This window comes from Streptomyces sp. NRRL F-5123 (genome assembly GCF_000721495.1).
Taxonomy (GTDB): domain Bacteria; phylum Actinomycetota; class Actinomycetes; order Streptomycetales; family Streptomycetaceae; genus Actinacidiphila.
The window spans coordinates 65914-82450 of record NZ_JOHY01000001.1; the positions used below are offsets into that span (position 1 = coordinate 65914).

Genomic DNA, 16537 nt, shown 5'->3' on the forward strand with positions numbered 1-16537 from the left:
CGGGCCCGGCGGGTGCGGCTGCCGCACCCGCGGTGGCGCACTGCTCAGGGGGCATCGGGGGACGCTCCCGCGGCAGCCGCCTGCAGCGTGCGACGGGGGCCGGGGAGCCCGAGCCCGTGGTGGATGTCGAGGGTCGCCTCGGGCCGGTTGAGGGTGATGAAGTGCAGTCCGGGGGCGCCCTGGTCCAGCAGCCGCGCGGCCAGCGCGGTCGCGTGGGCGACCCCGACGCGGTGCCCCTCGGCCGCGTCGTCGCCCGCGTCCCGCAGGCGGCGGGCCAGGTCCTCGGGGAAGGCCGCGCCGCTCAGCTCGGCGAAGCGCGCGATCTGCCGGTAGCGGGTGGCGGGCATGACCGCGGGGACGACGGGGATGGTGCACCCCGCCGCGTCGAGCCGGTCGCGCAGCCTGAAGTAGTCCTCGGCGTCGAAGAACATCTGCGTGACGGCGAAGTCGGCGCCCGCCCGCGCCTTGGCCGCGAAGTGCCGGATGTCCTCCTCCCAGTCGCGCGAGCGCGGGTGCCGCTCGGGGAAGGCCGCCACCCCGATGCCGAAGTCGCCGGACTCCCGCACCAGCCGCACCAGTTCGGCGGCGTGGCGGACGCCCTCGGGGTGCGCGGTCCAGGGGCCCTGCGGGTCGGACGGCGGGTCGCCGCGCACCACGAGGAGGTCGAGCACCCCCGCCTGCGCGTAACTCCCGACGATCCGGCGCAGCTCCGCGACCGAGTGCCCCACCGCGGTGAGGTGGCCGAGGACCGGGAGCGTCGTCTCCTGCACCAGCCGCTCGGCGAGCGCGAGGGTGCGGTCACGCGAGCTGCCGCCGGCCCCGTAGGTGACCGAGACGAACGCCGGGCGCAGCGCCTCCAGCGCCCGGACGGTGCGCCACAGCGCGGTGGCGCCCTGCGCCGTCTTCGGCGGGAAGACCTCGAACGACAGGACCGGGCCGCGGCCGGCCAGCGCGCGGCGCACCCCGCCCGGGGCCCGGCGGGGCGCCGTCACGTCCGCCCCCCGACCCGCCCGAGGCAGGCCGCCAGCTCCTCGGCGCACCCCGGTCCGTAGACGTCACGGCACTGCGCCAGCAGGTCGTCGACGCGCACCCGGTACTCCTGCGACCCGACGGAGCGCAGCACCGCCGAGGCCACCGCGCAGCCGAGCTGGGCGGCCCGCAGCGGGCCGGCCCCCCAGGCGACGGCGGCCAGGAAGCCGGCCCGGAAGCCGTCGCCGACACCGGTCGGATCGGCCGGCCGCGCGACGGGCACCGCCCTGATCTCGGCGGGCGGCTCACCCCGCCGCCGGATCCGGCAGCCCTTCTCGCCCAGCGTCGTGACCCAGACGCCGACCCGGTCGAGGACGTCCGCGGCCGACCACCCGGTCTTGTGCAGCAGCAGGGTGCTCTCGTACTCGTTGGTGAAGAGGTACTCCGCCCCGGAGACCAGCTCCTTGACGGCCTCGGCGGTGAGCCGGGCGAGCTGCTGCGAGGGGTCGGCCGCGAAACGCAGCCCGGCCGCCCGGCAGTCCTTGGTGTGCCGGATCATCGCCTCCGGGTCGTTCGCCCCGATCAGCACGAGGTCCACCGCGGCGGACGACGCGACGGCCCGCAGGTCGATCACGGCCGCCTCGCTCATCGCCCCGGCGTAGAAGGTGGCGATCTGGTTCCCGGCCTCGTCGGTGGTGCACATGAACCGGGCGGTGTGGCGGGTCGCCGACACGTGGACCGGGCCGATGTCCACGCCGTGCCCGGCGAGCCGCGCCCCGTAGTCCGCGAAGTCGGCTCCCGCAGCCCCGACGAGGAGCGGGGCGAGCCCCAGCTGCCCCAGGCCGAAGGCGATGTTGGCGGCGACGCCGCCGTGCCGGACGTGCAGCTCGTCGGCCAGGAAGGAGAGGGACACGTGGTCCAGCTCCTCCGGTACGAGCTGGTCGGTGAACCGGCCGGGGAAGTGCGTCAGATGGTCCGTGGCGATCGAACCGGTGACCGCTATGCGCATCTCATCCTCCGGTTGCCGTCTGCGGTGCCCGCGCTGTGCCGGGCCGGCCGGTCACAGGACCACCCGCACCCCGTAGCGGCGCATCCAGTCGTCGAGCTGGAGGGCTCGCGGCAGGATGGGGGGCGGGGTGAACGCGCCGTTGAACCAGTCCTTGCTGTCGACCATGGCGCGCAGCGTCCCGGCGTCCAGCAGGTCCATCGCGGGCGAGCCGGGGTCGCCGATCATCGCCGACACCGCCTCGCGCACCGAGTCCAGGTACGCCGAGCTCTTCCCGACCGGGAAGCCGCTCTTGGGCCGGTGCACGACCTCGGCGGGCAGCAGGTCCTCGACCGCGCTGCGCAGCAGGCCCTTCTCCTGGCCGCCGAGCCGCTTGACCTGCCAGGGCACGTTCCACACGTAGTCCACCAGGCGGTGGTCGCAGAACGGGACCCGGACCTCCAGCCCGTTGGCCATGCTCATCCGGTCCTTGCGGTCGAGCAGGAAGGGCAGGAAGCGGGTCTGCTGGAGGTAGTACACCTCCCTCATCCGCCGGTCGGTCCCCGTCTCGCCGTCCAGCCGGGGCACCTCGGCCAGCGCCTCCCGGTAGCGGTTGTCGAGGCGCTCGTGCAGGTCCAGACTCTGCCGCAGCTGCGCGGACAGCACGGCGTTGCGGTCCTGGACGCCGGCCGACCAGGGGAAGCCGTCCGTCGGCTGCCGGGTCTCGCCGACGAACCACGGGTAGCCGCCGAAGGCGTCGTCGGCGCCCTCCCCGGACAGCGCGACCGTCAGATGCCTGCGCACGTCGCGGAAGAGCAGGTACAGCGACGCGTCGAGGTCGCCGACGCCGGGGACGTCCCGGGCCGCCAGCGTGGTCCCGGAGACGCTGAGCAGCGAGGCGGGCTCCACCAGCACCTCGGTGTGCTTGGTGCCCAGGTGCCCCACGACCGCCTGGACGAACGGGGCGTCCCGGGAGACGTGCAGCGCGTCGGCGGTGAACTCCTCCTCGCTGCCGGCGAAGTCGACGGAGTAGGTGGCCAGCGGGTCGGCGCCCGCGGCGGCCAGCGCCCCGGCGCCCAGCGCGGTGATGGCGCTGGAGTCGATGCCGCCGGACAGCAGGGCGCCCAGCGGCACGTCGGCCTCGGTCTGCTCGGCGACCGCCTGGCCCAGCAGCTCCCGCACCCGGGCGACGGTCGTCGGCACGTCGTCCTCGTGCGGGGCGCTGCGCAGCTGCCAGTAGCGGTGCACGCGGCTGCCGCCGGCCTCGAAGGTCAGCAGGTGGCCCGGCTGGACCTCGCGCATGCTGCTGAAGACCGCGTCACCGGGGCGTTTGGCGGCCACCGTGAACACGTCCACCAGGCCCTCGGCGTCGACCTCGGCCGCGACCAGCCCGCTGGCGAGCAGCGCCTTCGGCTCGGAGCCGAAGACCACGCCGGTGGCGTGCTCGGCGTAGTAGAGGGGCTTGATGCCCAGCGGGTCGCGCACCAGCAGCAGCTTGCGCCGGGCGACGTCCCACAGCGCGAAGGAGAACATCCCGGCGAACCGGGTGACGGCGTCCTCGCCCCACGCCTCGTACGCGGCCAGCAGCACCTCGGTGTCCGTGCCGGTCCGGAAGCGGTGGCCGCGGGAGGCCAGCTCGGCGCGCAGCTGCCGGAAGTTGTGGATCTCGCCGCTGAAGGTGACGACCGCGGTCTCCCGGCCGTCGTCCGGGCTGTACGCCGCCATCGGCTGCTGCCCGTGGTCGACGTCGATCACCGCGAGCCTGCGGTGGCCGAGCCCGATGCGTTCCTCGGTCCACGCCCCCGCCCCGTCGGGGCCGCGCAGGGCGAGGGTCTCGGTCATCCGGGAGAGCACGCCGGCCTGGCCGGACATGTCGCGTTCCCAGTCCAGCCAGCCTGTGATGCCGCACATGTCGAAGGCTCCTCAATGCTGGGATGCAGGGGCCAGGTCGGCCAGGGTGGTCTCCACGACGCCGCGGATCGGGGCGGGCAGCCGGTCCCAGTTGCGCGCGTCGTTCAGGTCGAGGACGCGGGACAGCTTCCACCCCAGGTACTGGCCGAGGGACGCCAGCGGCGGCAGCTTCTCCACCGCACGCAGCGCCAGGTCGTAGCCGGGGAAGAGGGTGCCGAGCCGCTCCGCGGTGCCGCGCGACCACTCCTCGTCGACGTCCTGGTCGGTGGTCGCCAGGCACACGATCGCGTCGCCGCGGATGACCAGCATGTAGTTGAGCACGGTGGGCCCGGTGTGCTCGGCCGGCCACAGGGCGGCCTCGAAGTCGTTCTGCCGGATGCCGTTGCCCTCCAGGACGATGAGGTCCTGGGAGCGCCCCAGCGTGCGCAGCAGCGGGGTGGCCACCCCGCACGGGCACGGCGTGCCGGGGATCTCGACCAGGTCGCCCGTGCGGTAGCGCAGCAGCGGCCGGGCCGGCATGTCCAGGCTGGTGACGACGAGTTCGCCGCGGTCGGCGCTGCCGTCCACGAACCGCGTCCCGGAGTCGTCGGTGAGCTCCAGCAGGTAGCTCTGCGTCTGGAGGTGCAGGTTGTTGCGCTCGCAGGTGACCGCGGTCGTACCGGTCTCCGACGACCCGTAGGACGCGACGTAGGCGGTGGCGCCGGTGAGCCGTTCCAGGTGCCGGACGAAGCCCGGACCGGTCTGCTCCGCCATCAGCAGGAGCTTGTCGAAGGCCGGGACGGGCTCGGCGTTGCGGTAGGCGAACTGGATCATCTCCAGCAGCCGCGACGGCGGTCCGACGAAGACGTTGACGGCCAGTTCGCGGGTCAGCCGCAGGACGCGGGTGTAGTCGCCGGTGATGTTGTCCACCCACGGCCGCATCGACATGACCTGGAGGTACTCCAGGACCTTCTCGAACTGGTAGGCCGCGGGCGCGAACGGCGCGTTGATGAGGATCAGGGCCCGGTCGCTGCGGTCCAGGACGCGCGCCCACTGCTCCCCGATGTTGATGGTGTTCACGATCAGGTCGTCGAGCGACTTCGGCGCCGCGACCGGGTTGCCCGTCGTCCCGGAGGACTCGTAGTAGTGCAGGAAGTCCGACAGCTCCCGGGTGAAGGCCTGGTGCCCGGCAGAGCTGAGACTGGTCTTGGGCAGGAACGGCAGCTGGGGGAGGAGTTCCGCCACGACCGTCTCCGGGTCCGCCGACCGCGCCTTGTCCGCCACCTCGGCGAGGGGCGCGCGGTCGTACAGTCCGGACCGGAGGGCGGCCTCCAGGGTGGCGGTGAACTTGCCCCCCAGGGCGGCGGGATCGGTCGTCCCCGCGTGGCTGGCGCGGACGAGTTCCGTGTGGGAGGTGGCAGTGCCGTGGAGAGCCTGCCCGGATCGGGTGTCACGCAGCAGCAGCATCGGAGTCCTTGTCAGGGGAGAAACCGGCGGCACGGGCCAGCTCGCCGTTGAAGATCAGCTCGCTGACGGCGGTGATGTCCGGCTCCATGCGGCGGTCGCCGTCCGCGAACGGCGCATGGGCCCGGATGATCGCGTGGACGCGCTGTACGGACGGGGCGGCCTTCGAAAGGCCCCTCAGCTCGACGGCCTGGGCCCCGGCGAGCAGCGCGATCGCCGCCACCTCGCCCGTCAGCTCGTTGACGGTGCGGGCGTCACGGGCGGCGATGGTGCCCATGCTCACCTTGTCCTGGTTGTGTGCTTCGGTGGAACGGGAGAAGACGCTCGCGGGGGACGAGGTCTTGAGCGCCTCGGCGGTCAGGGCGGAGGCGGCGATCTGCATGCCCTTGAAGCCGTGGTGCAGGCCCGCCTCTGCGTCGAGCGAGGGCGGGACGAGGTTGGCCGGCAGCCCGGCGCTGAACTTCGGGTCGACCAGCAGGGCCAGTTGGCGGTCCAGCAGGTCCGCCACGCCGGCCGTGGCGACCTTGAGGCTGTCCATGGACTGGCCGACGTGCCCGGCGTAGAAGTTGCCGCCGTGGTGCACCCGCTGCTCGTCGGCGGAGAAGAGCGGGTTGTCGGTCGAGGCGTTGATCTCGGTGGTGAGCCACTGCTCGACCCAGCTCAGGGTGTCGCGCAGCACCCCGATGACGTGCGGCGCGCACCGCACCGAGTAGTGGTCCTGGATCCGGTGGTCGAGCCGGCGGTAGTCCTCGTGCAGCGGTTCCGTGCTGTCCAGGATCGCCTCGTAGGTCGTGGACAGACCCGAGCCCGCGGCCAGCCGCCGCAGGTGCGCGGCCGACGCCTGCTGCCCGGGGTGCGGTTTGGCGTCGTGGACGAACGCCGCGTAGTGCGAGGTGTTGCCGAGCAGCGCCTCGCCGGCGAAGGCGGTGGCGATCTCCGCCGCCTCGCTGAGGCGGGCCGCGTCGTGGGCGGCGATCGCCGCGAAGGCCGCGGTGAAGGACGTGCCGTTGATGAGCGCGAGCCCCTCCTTGGCCTCCAGGGACACCGGCGTGATGCCCGCCTCCCGCTGGGCCACCGCGGCCGGCACGGACTTCTTGCCGAAGCGGACCTCGCCGTCGCCGAGCAGCACGGACGCGATGTAGCACAGCGGCACGAGGTCCCCGCTGGCTCCCAGGGACCCGCGCTCGGGGACGCGCGGGAGGATGTCCGAGTTGAGGTGCTCCAGGAGCTTGCCGATGACCTCGGGGCGGATGCCGGAATTCCCGCGGGCCAGCGCGTTGGCGCGGATGAGCAGGGTCGCGCGGACCACGTCGGGCGCGGTGTCGGGACCGGTGCCGTTGAGGTGGTAGCGGATCAGGTTGCGCTGGAGCTGGGCGGCCCGCTCGGGGCTGACCTGGCTGGTGACGCTGTCGCCGAACCCGGTGGTCACACCGTATATCGGCTTCCGGTTCGCGATGAGGGAGTCGCGCAGGCGGACGCTGCGCTGCGCCGCGGCGACCGCCCCGGGACTCAGTGCCGCCGTGACGGCCTTGCCCTCGCGTGGCGGCCTTGCCAGCCGCAGCACGTCACGGAGAGTGAGAGATCGGCCGTCCAGCTCCACTGACCCGCCATCGGGCCGCGCGGACTTCGGGCCATCCCCGGACCCGCTTCGATTCATCATGCCGGTAATCGTCAGCGAAATGCCGTGGCCTGCGCTTCGTCCGCCCGGCCAGTCCGCCCCTGGTCCAAGGGCCAGGAGCGGGTCGCCGAATACCCTTGAAATGTCGGTATTTTGACCGCGATGCGACATTTTGGGGGCCGCCGGATTATTGTGAACTCTATAATAAATTCATTGTGTCGCAGATTGTTTGCGGGTTAGCATCTGGCGGTCAATGGGGAGAAGGCTCGCTGCTGCGCTTCGCAACCGGCGAGTGATCCCCGTGGGGTCGTCACAGGGGACACAATGATCGATTTTGCGAACGGTCTTGAAGAACCCATCTGCGTCGTCGCCCCCCGGGGGACGACGATCCTGGCCGCCGGCATAGCCGCGGCGCTGCGCTCCGTTTCGAGCGTGAAGGTCGTGGGGCCGGCCCAGTTACACGAGGACGATCCGGGCGGCGCCGGCATGCGCGGCCGGGTCCTCCTCGTGGCGGACGACCCGGCGTCCTCGCCCTCCGAGGTCATCGCCGGGAGCCTCGCGGCGGCCGGGGAGTCGAGCCGACGGTGGCTGAGCGGCGTCGCCATGGTGATGCAGGGCGCCTGCCCCCAGCGCATCGTGGAGTACCTCCAGCTGGGCGCGCGCGTTTTCGTGTGCCATGACGCGCCGCTCGACGATCTCCTGGGCGCGGTGCACGCGGCTGATCGCGGCGAGGTGTTCCTGCCGCACGGAATCGCCGTGCAGATCATCGACAGCGTGCTGCCGCACCTGCCTTTCTTCAGTCCCGGCACTCCCGCGCCGGTCGACAAGCTCACCGGCCGCGAGCGGGAAATCTACTCCCACATGGTGGCCGGCCAGTCGAACGCCGAGATCGCCCTGGCGTGCTATCTGAGCCAGAAGACCGTGAAATTCCACGTCTCCAACATTCTGCGCAAGCTCGGTGTCAGGACCCGGCTCCAGGCCGTCGCGCAGGTCCGCCAGCCCGGGCGCGCGGAGGTGCCGGTCCGCAGGCTGCTCGACCTCGCGTGACGTGACGGGGCCGCGGTCCGACCGCCGGCCCGGGGTGCGCTGATCGGTTGCCCGGTCGTGCGCACCTATGGTTCGATGCTTAGCGAACGTTGGAATATGGACTCCTAGACCCGGAGCGCTCCATGACCACGGCTCCTCGCACGCGGACCACCCGCTCCCGGCTTCCCTCCCTCACCGGGCTGCGCTTCGTCGCGGTGCTCTTCGTCTTCGCGTTCCACGCCTCCCTGGAGGGGCCGTTCGCCGACGCCGGCATCAACCGGCGGTACGCGGACGTCGTCGCCAACGCCGGCTGGCTGGGCGTCAGCTTCTTCTTCGTGCTGAGCGGCTTCGTCCTGACCTGGTCGGCCCGCCCCCACGACACGGCGGCAGGGTTCTGGCGGCGCAGGGCGGCCAAGATCTACCCCCTGCACATCCTCATCTGGGGCGCCGCCCTCGCCCTCGTGGCCTGGGCCGGCACCGCCGCCACACCGCACCAGGCGATTCCCAACCTCTTCCTGGTCCACGCGTGGTTCCCCACCCGCCCGGTCTTCTCCAGCCTCAACGACGTGACCTGGTCGCTGTCCTGCGAGGTCTTCTTCTACTTCAGCTTCCCGCTGATCCTGCGGGCGGTGCGGCGGATCCGCGCCGGGCACCTGTGGGTGTGGGCCGCCGCCACGGCGGTCCTCGTCCCCCTGCTGCCACTGGTGTCCGAACTGCTTCCCGCGTCGCCGGCGCTGCCGTTCGGCTCCGGCTCGGTGTGGCAGTTCTGGTTCGTCTACGTCCTGCCCGCCAGCCGCCTCCCGGAGTTCTGCCTGGGCATCCTCCTGGCGCAGCTGCTGCTGTCCGGGCGGCGCGTCCCGATCGGGGTGCTCCCGGCGGCCGCGCTCGTCCTGGCCGGCTACGCCGTATCCCTGCAACTGCCGTTCCTCTACGGCCTGACCAGCGTGACCGTGCTGCCCGTCGGGCTGCTCATCGCCGCGGTCGCGCAGCGCGACACCAGCGGGGCGGCATCGGTCCTGGCCACCCCGACCGCCGTGCGGCTGGGCGAGTGGTCCTTCGCCTTCTACATGGTGCACCGGCTGCTGCTGGAGTTCGGCCACCGGTGGACCGGCGCCGGACGGACCTGGTCGACACCGTCGGCGATCGGCATGCTCGCCGCGGCCTTCGCCCTGTCCCTGCTGCTGTCGGGGGCGCTGCACGTGGCCGTCGAACGCCCCGCCATGCGCTACCTCAGCGGGAAGCGGGCCGCCCCCGCCGCCGTACCGGAGCCGGAGCGGGATCCGGCGGCGCAGCCGGCCGTCCCGTCCTCCGCCACCCCCGGACCCTCTCCTTCCCCCACCGCCTGAAAGGTGGTCGACAGCATGTCCGACGACGCGCTCCTGCCGTACCCGCTCCCGCTCGGACCCCTGAGCGAGCCCCCGCAGGAATACTCCGAGCTGCGCGACCGGTGCCCGGTGACCCGGGTCCGGCTGCCCAGCGGCAGCACCGCACTCATGGTGACCGGCTACGACGAGGTCGAGGCCGCGATGTCCGACCGGCGGCTGTCCCGGGCGGCGCTGCGCGAGCCGGGAGCCGTCCGCACGGTCGCGGGCGAGGACTTCTCCGACAACCCGTACAACCTGCTGAACATGGAGGGGCCCGACCACTCAAGGCTGCGCCGGCTCATCTCCCCGGCCTTCACCCCCCGCAAGGCCGAGCTGTGGCGGGCCAGGATCGAGGAGATCGCCCACGAGCTGATCGACCGGCTGGAGGCGGGGCCGCGACCGGCCGACCTGCACCACGACTTCGCGGCCGTGCTGCCGGTCTGGGTCATCTGCGAGATGGTCGGGGCGCCGGTCGAGGACCGCGCCAAGCTCCAGGAGTGGACGGACCGCCTGGTCAGCATCACCGCGCACACCCCCGAGGAGCGCCTCTCGGCGCGCGAGGAGTCCGCCGCCTACGTGGCCGGCCTGATCGCCCGGCACCGCGAGAACCCCGGCAACGACCTGCTCAGCACGCTCATCTCCGCACGCGACGACGCCGACCGGCTGAACGAGCGGGAGATGGTGTGGCTCGGCATCAACCTCCTGGTCGCCGGGCACGACACCACGGTCAGCGCCATCTCCCGCAGCCTCTTCCAGCTGCTCCGCCACCCCGACCAGTGGCGCCTGCTCGCGGAGAAGCCCGACCTGGTGCCCGCGGCCACCGAGGAACTCCTGCGCTACGCCCCGCCGTCGGAGATCGGCTTCATGCGGATCGCCACCGAGGACGTGGAGCTGGCCGGAATCCACATCGCCAAGGGCGAGGGCGTCATCCCGGTGATGCACGCCGCGGGCCGGGACGTCCGCCGCGTCGCCGACCCGGAGACCCTGGACCTGACGCGTACCGACACCGCCCACCTCGCCTTCGGGCACGGCCACCACTACTGCCCAGGCGCCGGTGTCGCGCGGGTGGAGCTGCAGACGGCCTTCGGTGTCCTCGCACAGCGGCTCCCGTCGCTGCGCCTGGCGGTGCCGGCCGAAGAGGTGGAGTGGCTCGGCGGGCTGCTGACGCTGCGTCCGAGGTCCATGCCCGTGGTGTGGTGACCGCTCCCACCCGCGCCCGCCGGGGCGGGACCGCCGCACGCCGCGGCGGTCCCGCCCCGCGGCCACTTGTCCCGCCCGCCTCCGCGCGGCGAAGCTCACAGGATCAGGAGAGCGCGTCGGGCTGTCGGAGGCGGTAGGGTGCAAGAAATAGAGCAGAAAACATTCTTGGTACCCCATATCCTGTCAGCAGGAAGAGCCGCCCGAGGGAATCCAGATGAGCAACCCGCCGAAAATCCGCCGTGCCTCGCCCAGCAGGGTCGTGGGCGACATCAAGCGCGAGCAGTATTTCGCCAGGCTCGCCCTCGACCGGCCGGACGTCGGCCTGTGCCGGGCCACGACCTTGGTGGCGAAGTCCATCGACGCCGATCTGACCGGCTACGACATCTCGGCGGCCCAGCACCTGGTGCTGAAGATGCTGAGCGACGTCGGCCCGTGCTCGCAGCAGGAGCTCAGCGAGCAGCTGCGGATCGACCGCAGCGTGATGGTCGGCTGCATCGACGGCCTGGAGGACTCGGGGTTCGTGCGCCGGGAAAGGCATCCGAAGGACCGCCGGGCCAACGTCATCGTGCCCACGCCGGACGGTTTCGCCGCCCTGACGGAGGTGGAGAACGGGGTGCCCGGCTTTCTCGACCGCGCCTTCCAGGCCCTCACGCCGGCGGAGCGCAGGACCCTGGCCCGGCTGATGATCAAGATCCTCGACGTGGCGTGAGCCCCCGTCCGCGGCGCCCGGCGGCCCCGCCGCGTCACACGGGCGCCAGCGCCCGCAGCGCCCGCAGCATGCCGTCCGGACCCGCCCCGAACTCGGGGGAGGGGAAGACGGCGAGCAGCGGTGTCACCACGCCCGCCCCGACGTAGTCCGCGACCTGCGCGCGGCACTCCTCCGGGCTGCCGTGCACGAGCAGCGCGTCGACCAGTTCGTCCGGCACCGCCGCCGCGGCCCCGGCGAAGTCGCCGCCGCGCCAGGCCCGGTGGCTGGCCGCGAGCACGTCCCCGCGGCCGAGCCAGTCGTGGAAGGCCGAGTACGTACGGGCGTTGAGGATCCCGCCGAGCATGGCCCGCCCCTGGGCCCGGGCGTAGTCCCGGTCCCTGGTGGGGCAGACGAAGATCCGGGCCACCACCTCCTTGCCCTTGCCCTCGGGCCCCATCGCCTCGACGACCCGCGGAACGTCCCCCACCGTCAGGAAGTTGATGATCAGCCCGTCCGCCTCGCGGCCCGCGAGCCGCAGCATCTGCGGCCGCAGCGCGCCGACCATGACCGGCGGCGCCGGCGTCGGTACCGACGCGAGCCGGAAGCCCTCGATCGTGAACGAGTCGTACACGCCCGCGACGAACTCGCCGGCCAGCGCCGACCGCAGGAAGCGCACGGTGTCCCGGACCCGGCGGTAGGGCTGCTCGAAGGGGATGCCGTTGATGCGCGTCACGAACGGCGGCCCGGACGACCCCACCCCGACCACCACCCGGCCCGGCGCGGCCTCGGCGAGCGTGGCGGCGGTCATCGCCAGCAGCGCCGGTCCGCGGGTCTGCACCGGGACGACCGCCGTCCCCACCCGCAGCGACGGCGCCCACGCGGCGGCCAGGGCGAGCGGGGTGAAGCCGTCGTGGCCCGCTGCCTCGCCCGTCCAGGCGTCGGTGTAGCCGAGGTCGGGCAGTTGCTCGACGACGCGCCGGTGCGCGGACAGGGGCACCGTCCGCAGCGGGATCGTCACTCCGTACCGGTCCACTGGATCTCTCCCTCGGGCAGGCTGGGGCAGGTTCTGACGTGCTCGGGCAGGGGCTCCCGGCAGGCGGATCAGCCGGAAGGGGACGGCTCCCGGCGCAGGGCGACCTCCAGCAGGCCCGGGAAGCGGGCCTCCAGATCCTCGCGGCGCAGGGACATCAGGCGGTGGGTCCCCTCGATTCGGGTGTGCGTGACCCCGGAGTCCCGCAGCACCTTCAGATGGTGCGACAGCGTGGACTTCGACAGCGGGACGTCCAGGCCGCTGCACGAGCGCTCGCCCACGCCGTCAAGGCCGCGCACGATGGCCAGTCGCGTCGGATCGCTCAGCGCGTGGAAGACGTCGGTGAGCTGGATCTCGCTGCGGAGCGGGTGCTTGAGCGTGCGCACCTACCACCGGTCCCAGTGGGCCACCTCTGCCGCCGCGACGCGCGGTCCCGGCCGGAAGTCGGTGCCGATCGTGTACGCGAGCGGGATCAGCGCCGTCTGGACGACCGTGGCGTACGGGATGCCGAGGAGTTCGGCGGCCTCCTGCTCGTACTGCAGGTGCGGGGTCGTCCAGGCGGTGCCGAGCCCGCGCGAGCGCGCCGCGAGCATGAACTGCCAGACCGCCGGGAAGATCGAGCCGTAGACGTTGGCGCGGCGCACCGGCCAGTCGAGGTCCTTGCGGTCCGCCACCCGGACGCAGGGCACGACCAGGACGGGCACCTCGTGCAGGTGCTCGAACAGGTGGTGGGCGCTGTCCGCGATGCGCTCCCAGCCCGCGGTGTCGCCCCGGTTGACGGTCGAGCTCGCGGCGGGCTCGCGCGGGCTGGTGAGGCCGGCCCGGTACAGGTCGGCGAGCGCCGCCCGCTGTTGCGGGTCGGTCACGAACAGGAAGTCCCAGTGCTGCCGGTTGCGGCCGGTCGGGGCCTGGACGGCGAGGGTCAGGCACTCCTCGATCACATCGCGTCCGACCGGACGCGTCAGGTCCAGCCGCTTGCGCACGGCCCGTGTCGTCGTGAGCAGTTCGTCGACGGACAGGTCAAGTGGACTCATGGCCCGGGGCCCCTTTCGCGGACGATGGTCATGCCAACTCGGCCCAAGGAAACCCTTGTTGTGCGAGCCGCCTTGTTCCTATAGTTCCATACGTTGCGAACTTGCGAACCATGGTACCGGGGATCACGAGGAGACAAGGTGCCTGAGCTCAAGATCGAAGTCGACCCCGCAGAGGTCGGCCTGGACGCCGGACGGCTGGAGCGTCTCGACCGCTACCTGGCCGCCTACGTCGACGACGGCAGGCTGCCCGGCTGGCAGATCGCGGTGACGCGCAAGGGCCGGGTGGCCCACCTGGCGCAGTACGGGCACCGCGACATCGAGAACGGCCTGCCCAGTGAGGGGGACACCCTCTACCGGGCGTGGTCGATGACCAAGCCGGTCACCTCCGTCGCCGCGATGACCCTGGTGGAGGACGGCACGATCGGCCTCCAGGACCCGGTCAGCCGCTACATACCCGCGTTCGAGAACGTCCGGATCTACCAGCGGGGACCGGCCTCCCGGCCGGTCACCACGCCCGTCGCCGGGCCCATCAGAATCCAGCACCTGCTCACCCACACCTCAGGCCTGACCTACGGCTTCCACCGGGCCCACCCGGTGGACGAGATCTACACCCAGAACGGCTACGAGTGGGCCACCCCGCCCGGTCTCTCGCTGGCGGAGTGCTGCGAGCAGTGGGCGTCCTTCCCGCTGCTCTTCGAGCCCGGAACGGCCTGGAACTACGGCGTGTCGAGCGATGTGCTCGGCCGCGTCGTGGAGGTCGCGTCCGGCAGCGGCCTCGACGACTTCTACGCCGAACGCGTCCTGGAACCCCTCGGGATGACCGACACCGCGTTCTTCGTCCCGCCGGAGAAGGCCGACCGGCTGGCCGCCTTCTACACCGTGGACCCCGCCACCGGACGCGCCGTGCGGGCCGACCACCTGGGGGCCGGTGCGCTGCACCGCCCCGCGTGCCTGTCCGGCAGCGCGGGCCTGGTCACCACGCTCGCCGACTACCACCGCTTCACCCAGATGCTGCTCGGCGGCGGCACGTTCGACGGCGCCCGGGTCCTCGGGCCGCGCACCGTGCGGCACATGCTGCGCAACCACCTTCCCGGCGGCGCCGACCTGGCCTCCGTGGGGCGGCCGGTCTTCTCCGAGATGCCGACCTCGGGTGTCGGGTTCGGGCTCGGGTTCGCCGTGGTCGAGGACCCGGCCGCGGCCGGCGTCCCGGCGAGCCCGGGGGAGTACGCGTGGCACAGCGTGGCCGGGACGGTCTTCTGGGTGGACCCGGTGGAGGAGATCACCGTCCTGTTCTTCACCCAGCTCATGCCGTCGAGCGCCCATCCGCTGCACAGCCGCCTGCGGCAACTGGTCAACCAGGCCCTGGTGGACTGAGAGCGGAACGAGAGAGGGAGCAAATCGCCATGTGCGGTCCTGAAACGATCCTCGGGGCGGCGTCCCCGGAGCCGCCGAGCCGGCAAACGCCCGTCCCCGCCCAGCCGCCGGAGCAGGCGCAGCGGTCGCAGCCCTTGCCGGAGGGCGCGGCCCCGGTCCACGTCCCCCGGGGCGTCCTGCGCGACCTCACGCACGTCCTGGGCGAGGACTGGCCGGTGTTCGACCTCTACGTGCAGCCGATGAAGATCACCCGGCTGGCCAACCTCTCGGAGCACGAGTACAACGCCTTCGAGCTGACCTTCAACGAGCACATCGGCACCCACATCGACGCGCCCGCGCACTTCGACGACAGCGGGCTGACGGTGGCGGAGATCCCGCCCGAGACCCTCGTCGCCCCGCTCGCGGTGGTACGGGTGCGCGAGCGCGCGGCGCGCGACAACGTCACCGAGCTGACCGTGGACGACCTGCTGCGCTGGGAGAGCCGCAACGGCCGTATCCCGGACAAGGCAGTGCTGGCGGTCGACAACGGGTGGTCGGAACGGATCGGCGTCCCCGGCGCCTTCCTCAACTTCGACGAGAAGGAGGGCCACTACCGCTACCCCGGCATCTCCGTGGAGGCCGCGCACTTCCTCGTCACGGAGCGGTCCGTCGTCGGGGTCGGCACCGACACGCCGAGCCTGGAGCCGGGCACCCGCCCGGCCGACCCGTTCACCCACCGGGTACTGCTCCCGGCGGGGAAGTACGGCATCGAGAACCTGGCCAACCTGGACACCGTCCCGGACGTCGGCGCCACGCTCGTCGTGGGAGCGCCCAAGCACGCCGGGGGAACTGGCGGTCCGGCGCGCGTCCTCGCGTTCGTATGAGCGCCTCCGCGGGCCGCCGGGCCCGAGCCGGAACCGACCTAGGAGAACGCACGTGACCTCATCATCGGGTACGTCAGCCTCCGTGCACCCGCCCCGGGAGCGCTGGGAGTGGAACGAGGAGCGGTACAGGGACGGCGTGTTCAGCCATGCCGTGGGCACCGAGCTCGAGCGGCTGCGGCTGCTGGAGTCCGTGCTGGACGAGCACACCCGCGAGAGCTTCCGGCGCCGCGGCCTGCGCCCGGGGCACCGCGTCCTGGAGGTCGGCGGCGGTGGCGGCTCGGTCGCCCGCTGGCTGGCCGAGCAGGGCGCCGAGGTGACCGTCACCGACCTCGACACCACCTACCTCGACGAACTGGCCGAGCACGGCGTCGAGGTGCTGCGGCACGACGTGTACACGGAGGACTTCCCGGCGGGGAGCTTCGACTTCATCCACACCCGCTACGTCGTCATCCACCTGCCCGACCCGGAGAAGGCCGTGGCCCGGCTCGCCGGCTGGCTCAGGCCCGGGGGTGTGCTGCTGCTGGAGGAGCCGTCCTTCTTCCCCATCCAGGACTCCCCGCACCCGGCCTACCGCACCGTCATGCGGGCCTTCCGGGACCACCTGGAGAGCGCCGTGGGCACGGACACCGAGTGGGCCCGCAGCCTTCCGGTGCCCCTGGAGGGCAAGGGCCTCACCGGCATCGGCTACGACGCGCGCTTCCAGCGGATCGCCGGCGGCGACGCGGAGGCGGCGTGGTGGCAGCTGACGCTGGAGCAGACCCGGGAGGCGGCGGTCGCCGCGGGCCGGGCGACGGACGAGGACTTCGAGGCCGCCTACCGGGAGCTGAACGACCCCGGCTTCCACGACCTCTCCCTCGCCGTCTTCACCGCCTGGGGCACCAGGCAGGACTGACGGGCCGGCCCCGGGGGCGGCGCCCCCGCCCCCCCCGGATGCCGCGGCACGGCACCCGGGGGGCGGGGGCGCCGCCCTGCCGCGTCGCGCACCGGCTCCGGCGGCGGGAAAGCCGACCTCCCATCTACTGTCAAACAGTT

15 protein-coding genes are annotated in these 16537 nt (G+C 72.5%); 7 read left to right on the top strand and 8 right to left on the bottom strand.

The genetic code is table 11. The features are described from left to right. Positions 1 to 44 precede the first annotated feature (44 nt). From metF to IH54_RS0100325, 5 genes are read right to left on the bottom strand one after another with little or no spacing between them, the layout of a single operon-like run. Positions 45 to 992: a methylenetetrahydrofolate reductase [NAD(P)H] gene (metF, locus tag IH54_RS0100305; protein ID WP_420711689.1), complete on the bottom strand. Its 948-nt coding sequence runs from the start codon at positions 990 to 992 to the stop codon at positions 45 to 47. Continuing rightward, positions 989 to 1978 (bottom strand): carbohydrate kinase family protein, encoded by a 990-nt coding sequence (locus tag IH54_RS0100310; protein WP_031511954.1) that lies wholly within the window; start codon positions 1976 to 1978, stop codon positions 989 to 991. The genes metF and IH54_RS0100310 overlap by 4 nt, the downstream gene beginning before the upstream one ends. A 51-nt stretch (positions 1979 to 2029) precedes the next feature. Continuing rightward, on the bottom strand, positions 2030 to 3865 hold the full coding sequence (gene asnB, locus IH54_RS0100315; RefSeq protein WP_031511955.1) for an asparagine synthase (glutamine-hydrolyzing): 1836 nt from the start codon (positions 3863 to 3865) through the stop codon (positions 2030 to 2032). Between the two features lie 12 nt (positions 3866 to 3877). Continuing rightward, complete coding sequence (locus IH54_RS0100320; RefSeq protein ID WP_031511957.1) at positions 3878 to 5311, bottom strand: phenylacetate--CoA ligase family protein; 1434 nt, start codon at positions 5309 to 5311, stop codon at positions 3878 to 3880. Next, on the bottom strand, positions 5295 to 6968 hold the full coding sequence (locus IH54_RS0100325) for an aromatic amino acid ammonia-lyase (protein ID WP_324607727.1): 1674 nt from the start codon (positions 6966 to 6968) through the stop codon (positions 5295 to 5297). Before IH54_RS0100325 ends, IH54_RS0100320 begins: the two co-directional genes overlap by 17 nt. Before the next feature lie 282 nt (positions 6969 to 7250). On the opposite strand from IH54_RS0100325, the gene IH54_RS41245 reads away from it, so the two are divergent. The 4 genes from IH54_RS41245 to IH54_RS0100345 all read left to right on the top strand — a co-directional run bounded on the left by IH54_RS41245 (position 7251) and on the right by IH54_RS0100345 (position 11225). Further along, a complete protein-coding gene (locus tag IH54_RS41245) occupies positions 7251 to 7973 on the top strand; it encodes a helix-turn-helix transcriptional regulator (protein WP_052396898.1) in 723 nt (240 codons plus the stop codon). 122 nt (positions 7974 to 8095) lie between these two features. Beyond that, complete coding sequence (locus tag IH54_RS0100335) at positions 8096 to 9298, top strand: acyltransferase family protein (protein WP_031511961.1); 1203 nt, start codon at positions 8096 to 8098, stop codon at positions 9296 to 9298. Positions 9299 to 9313: 15 nt separating this feature from the next. Next, the gene (locus tag IH54_RS0100340; RefSeq protein ID WP_031511962.1) at positions 9314 to 10516 is read left to right on the top strand and encodes a cytochrome P450; all 1203 of its coding nucleotides are present in this window, start codon (positions 9314 to 9316) and stop codon (positions 10514 to 10516) included. A 214-nt stretch (positions 10517 to 10730) separates the two neighbouring features. Next, positions 10731 to 11225: a MarR family winged helix-turn-helix transcriptional regulator gene (locus IH54_RS0100345; RefSeq protein ID WP_031511964.1), complete on the top strand. Its 495-nt coding sequence runs from the start codon at positions 10731 to 10733 to the stop codon at positions 11223 to 11225. Positions 11226 to 11259: 34 nt separating this feature from the next. Here IH54_RS0100345 and IH54_RS0100350 read toward each other — a convergent pair whose 3' ends face one another. The 3 genes from IH54_RS0100350 to IH54_RS0100360 all read right to left on the bottom strand — a co-directional run bounded on the left by IH54_RS0100350 (position 11260) and on the right by IH54_RS0100360 (position 13268). Next, the gene (locus tag IH54_RS0100350; RefSeq protein WP_031511966.1) at positions 11260 to 12237 is read right to left on the bottom strand and encodes an LLM class F420-dependent oxidoreductase; all 978 of its coding nucleotides are present in this window, start codon (positions 12235 to 12237) and stop codon (positions 11260 to 11262) included. 68 nt (positions 12238 to 12305) lie between these two features. Beyond that, positions 12306 to 12620 carry an ArsR/SmtB family transcription factor gene (locus IH54_RS0100355; protein WP_031511967.1) on the bottom strand — a complete coding sequence of 105 codons (315 nt, stop codon included), beginning with the start codon at positions 12618 to 12620 and terminating at the stop codon, positions 12306 to 12308. Beyond that, positions 12621 to 13268, bottom strand: a complete 648-nt coding sequence (locus tag IH54_RS0100360; protein ID WP_031511969.1) for a nitroreductase family protein — start codon at positions 13266 to 13268, stop codon at positions 12621 to 12623. A gap of 138 nt (positions 13269 to 13406) precedes the next feature. Here IH54_RS0100360 and IH54_RS0100365 point away from each other — a divergent pair, with 138 nt between their 5' ends. Genes IH54_RS0100365 through IH54_RS39120 form a run of 3 tightly spaced genes read left to right on the top strand, consistent with a single transcriptional unit; the run spans position 13407 to position 16397 of the window. Further along, the gene (locus IH54_RS0100365; RefSeq protein ID WP_031511970.1) at positions 13407 to 14642 is read left to right on the top strand and encodes a serine hydrolase domain-containing protein; all 1236 of its coding nucleotides are present in this window, start codon (positions 13407 to 13409) and stop codon (positions 14640 to 14642) included. A 29-nt stretch (positions 14643 to 14671) separates the two neighbouring features. Next, positions 14672 to 15505, top strand: a complete 834-nt coding sequence (locus IH54_RS0100370) for a cyclase family protein (RefSeq protein WP_078861807.1) — start codon at positions 14672 to 14674, stop codon at positions 15503 to 15505. Positions 15506 to 15557: 52 nt separating this feature from the next. Further along, positions 15558 to 16397 carry a class I SAM-dependent methyltransferase gene (locus IH54_RS39120; protein WP_107060054.1) on the top strand — a complete coding sequence of 280 codons (840 nt, stop codon included), beginning with the start codon at positions 15558 to 15560 and terminating at the stop codon, positions 16395 to 16397. Positions 16398 to 16537: the final 140 nt, after the last annotated feature.

What these genes read in the sequence shown, in the direction of transcription:
- IH54_RS0100310 (WP_031511954.1), bottom strand. Translation starts at nt 1,978, where the DNA reads ATGCGCATAGCGGTCACCGGTTCGATCGCCACGGACCATCTGACGCAC.
- asnB (WP_031511955.1), bottom strand. Translation starts at nt 3,865, where the DNA reads ATGTGCGGCATCACAGGCTGGCTGGACTGGGAACGCGACATGTCCGGC.
- IH54_RS0100320 (WP_031511957.1), bottom strand. Translation starts at nt 5,311, where the DNA reads ATGCTGCTGCTGCGTGACACCCGATCCGGGCAGGCTCTCCACGGCACT.
- IH54_RS0100325 (WP_324607727.1), bottom strand. Translation starts at nt 6,968, where the DNA reads ATGATGAATCGAAGCGGGTCCGGGGATGGCCCGAAGTCCGCGCGGCCC.
- IH54_RS41245 (WP_052396898.1), top strand. Translation starts at nt 7,251, where the DNA reads ATGATCGATTTTGCGAACGGTCTTGAAGAACCCATCTGCGTCGTCGCC.
- IH54_RS0100335 (WP_031511961.1), top strand. Translation starts at nt 8,096, where the DNA reads ATGACCACGGCTCCTCGCACGCGGACCACCCGCTCCCGGCTTCCCTCC.
- IH54_RS0100340 (WP_031511962.1), top strand. Translation starts at nt 9,314, where the DNA reads ATGTCCGACGACGCGCTCCTGCCGTACCCGCTCCCGCTCGGACCCCTG.
- IH54_RS0100345 (WP_031511964.1), top strand. Translation starts at nt 10,731, where the DNA reads ATGAGCAACCCGCCGAAAATCCGCCGTGCCTCGCCCAGCAGGGTCGTG.
- IH54_RS0100360 (WP_031511969.1), bottom strand. Translation starts at nt 13,268, where the DNA reads ATGAGTCCACTTGACCTGTCCGTCGACGAACTGCTCACGACGACACGG.
- IH54_RS0100370 (WP_078861807.1), top strand. Translation starts at nt 14,672, where the DNA reads ATGTGCGGTCCTGAAACGATCCTCGGGGCGGCGTCCCCGGAGCCGCCG.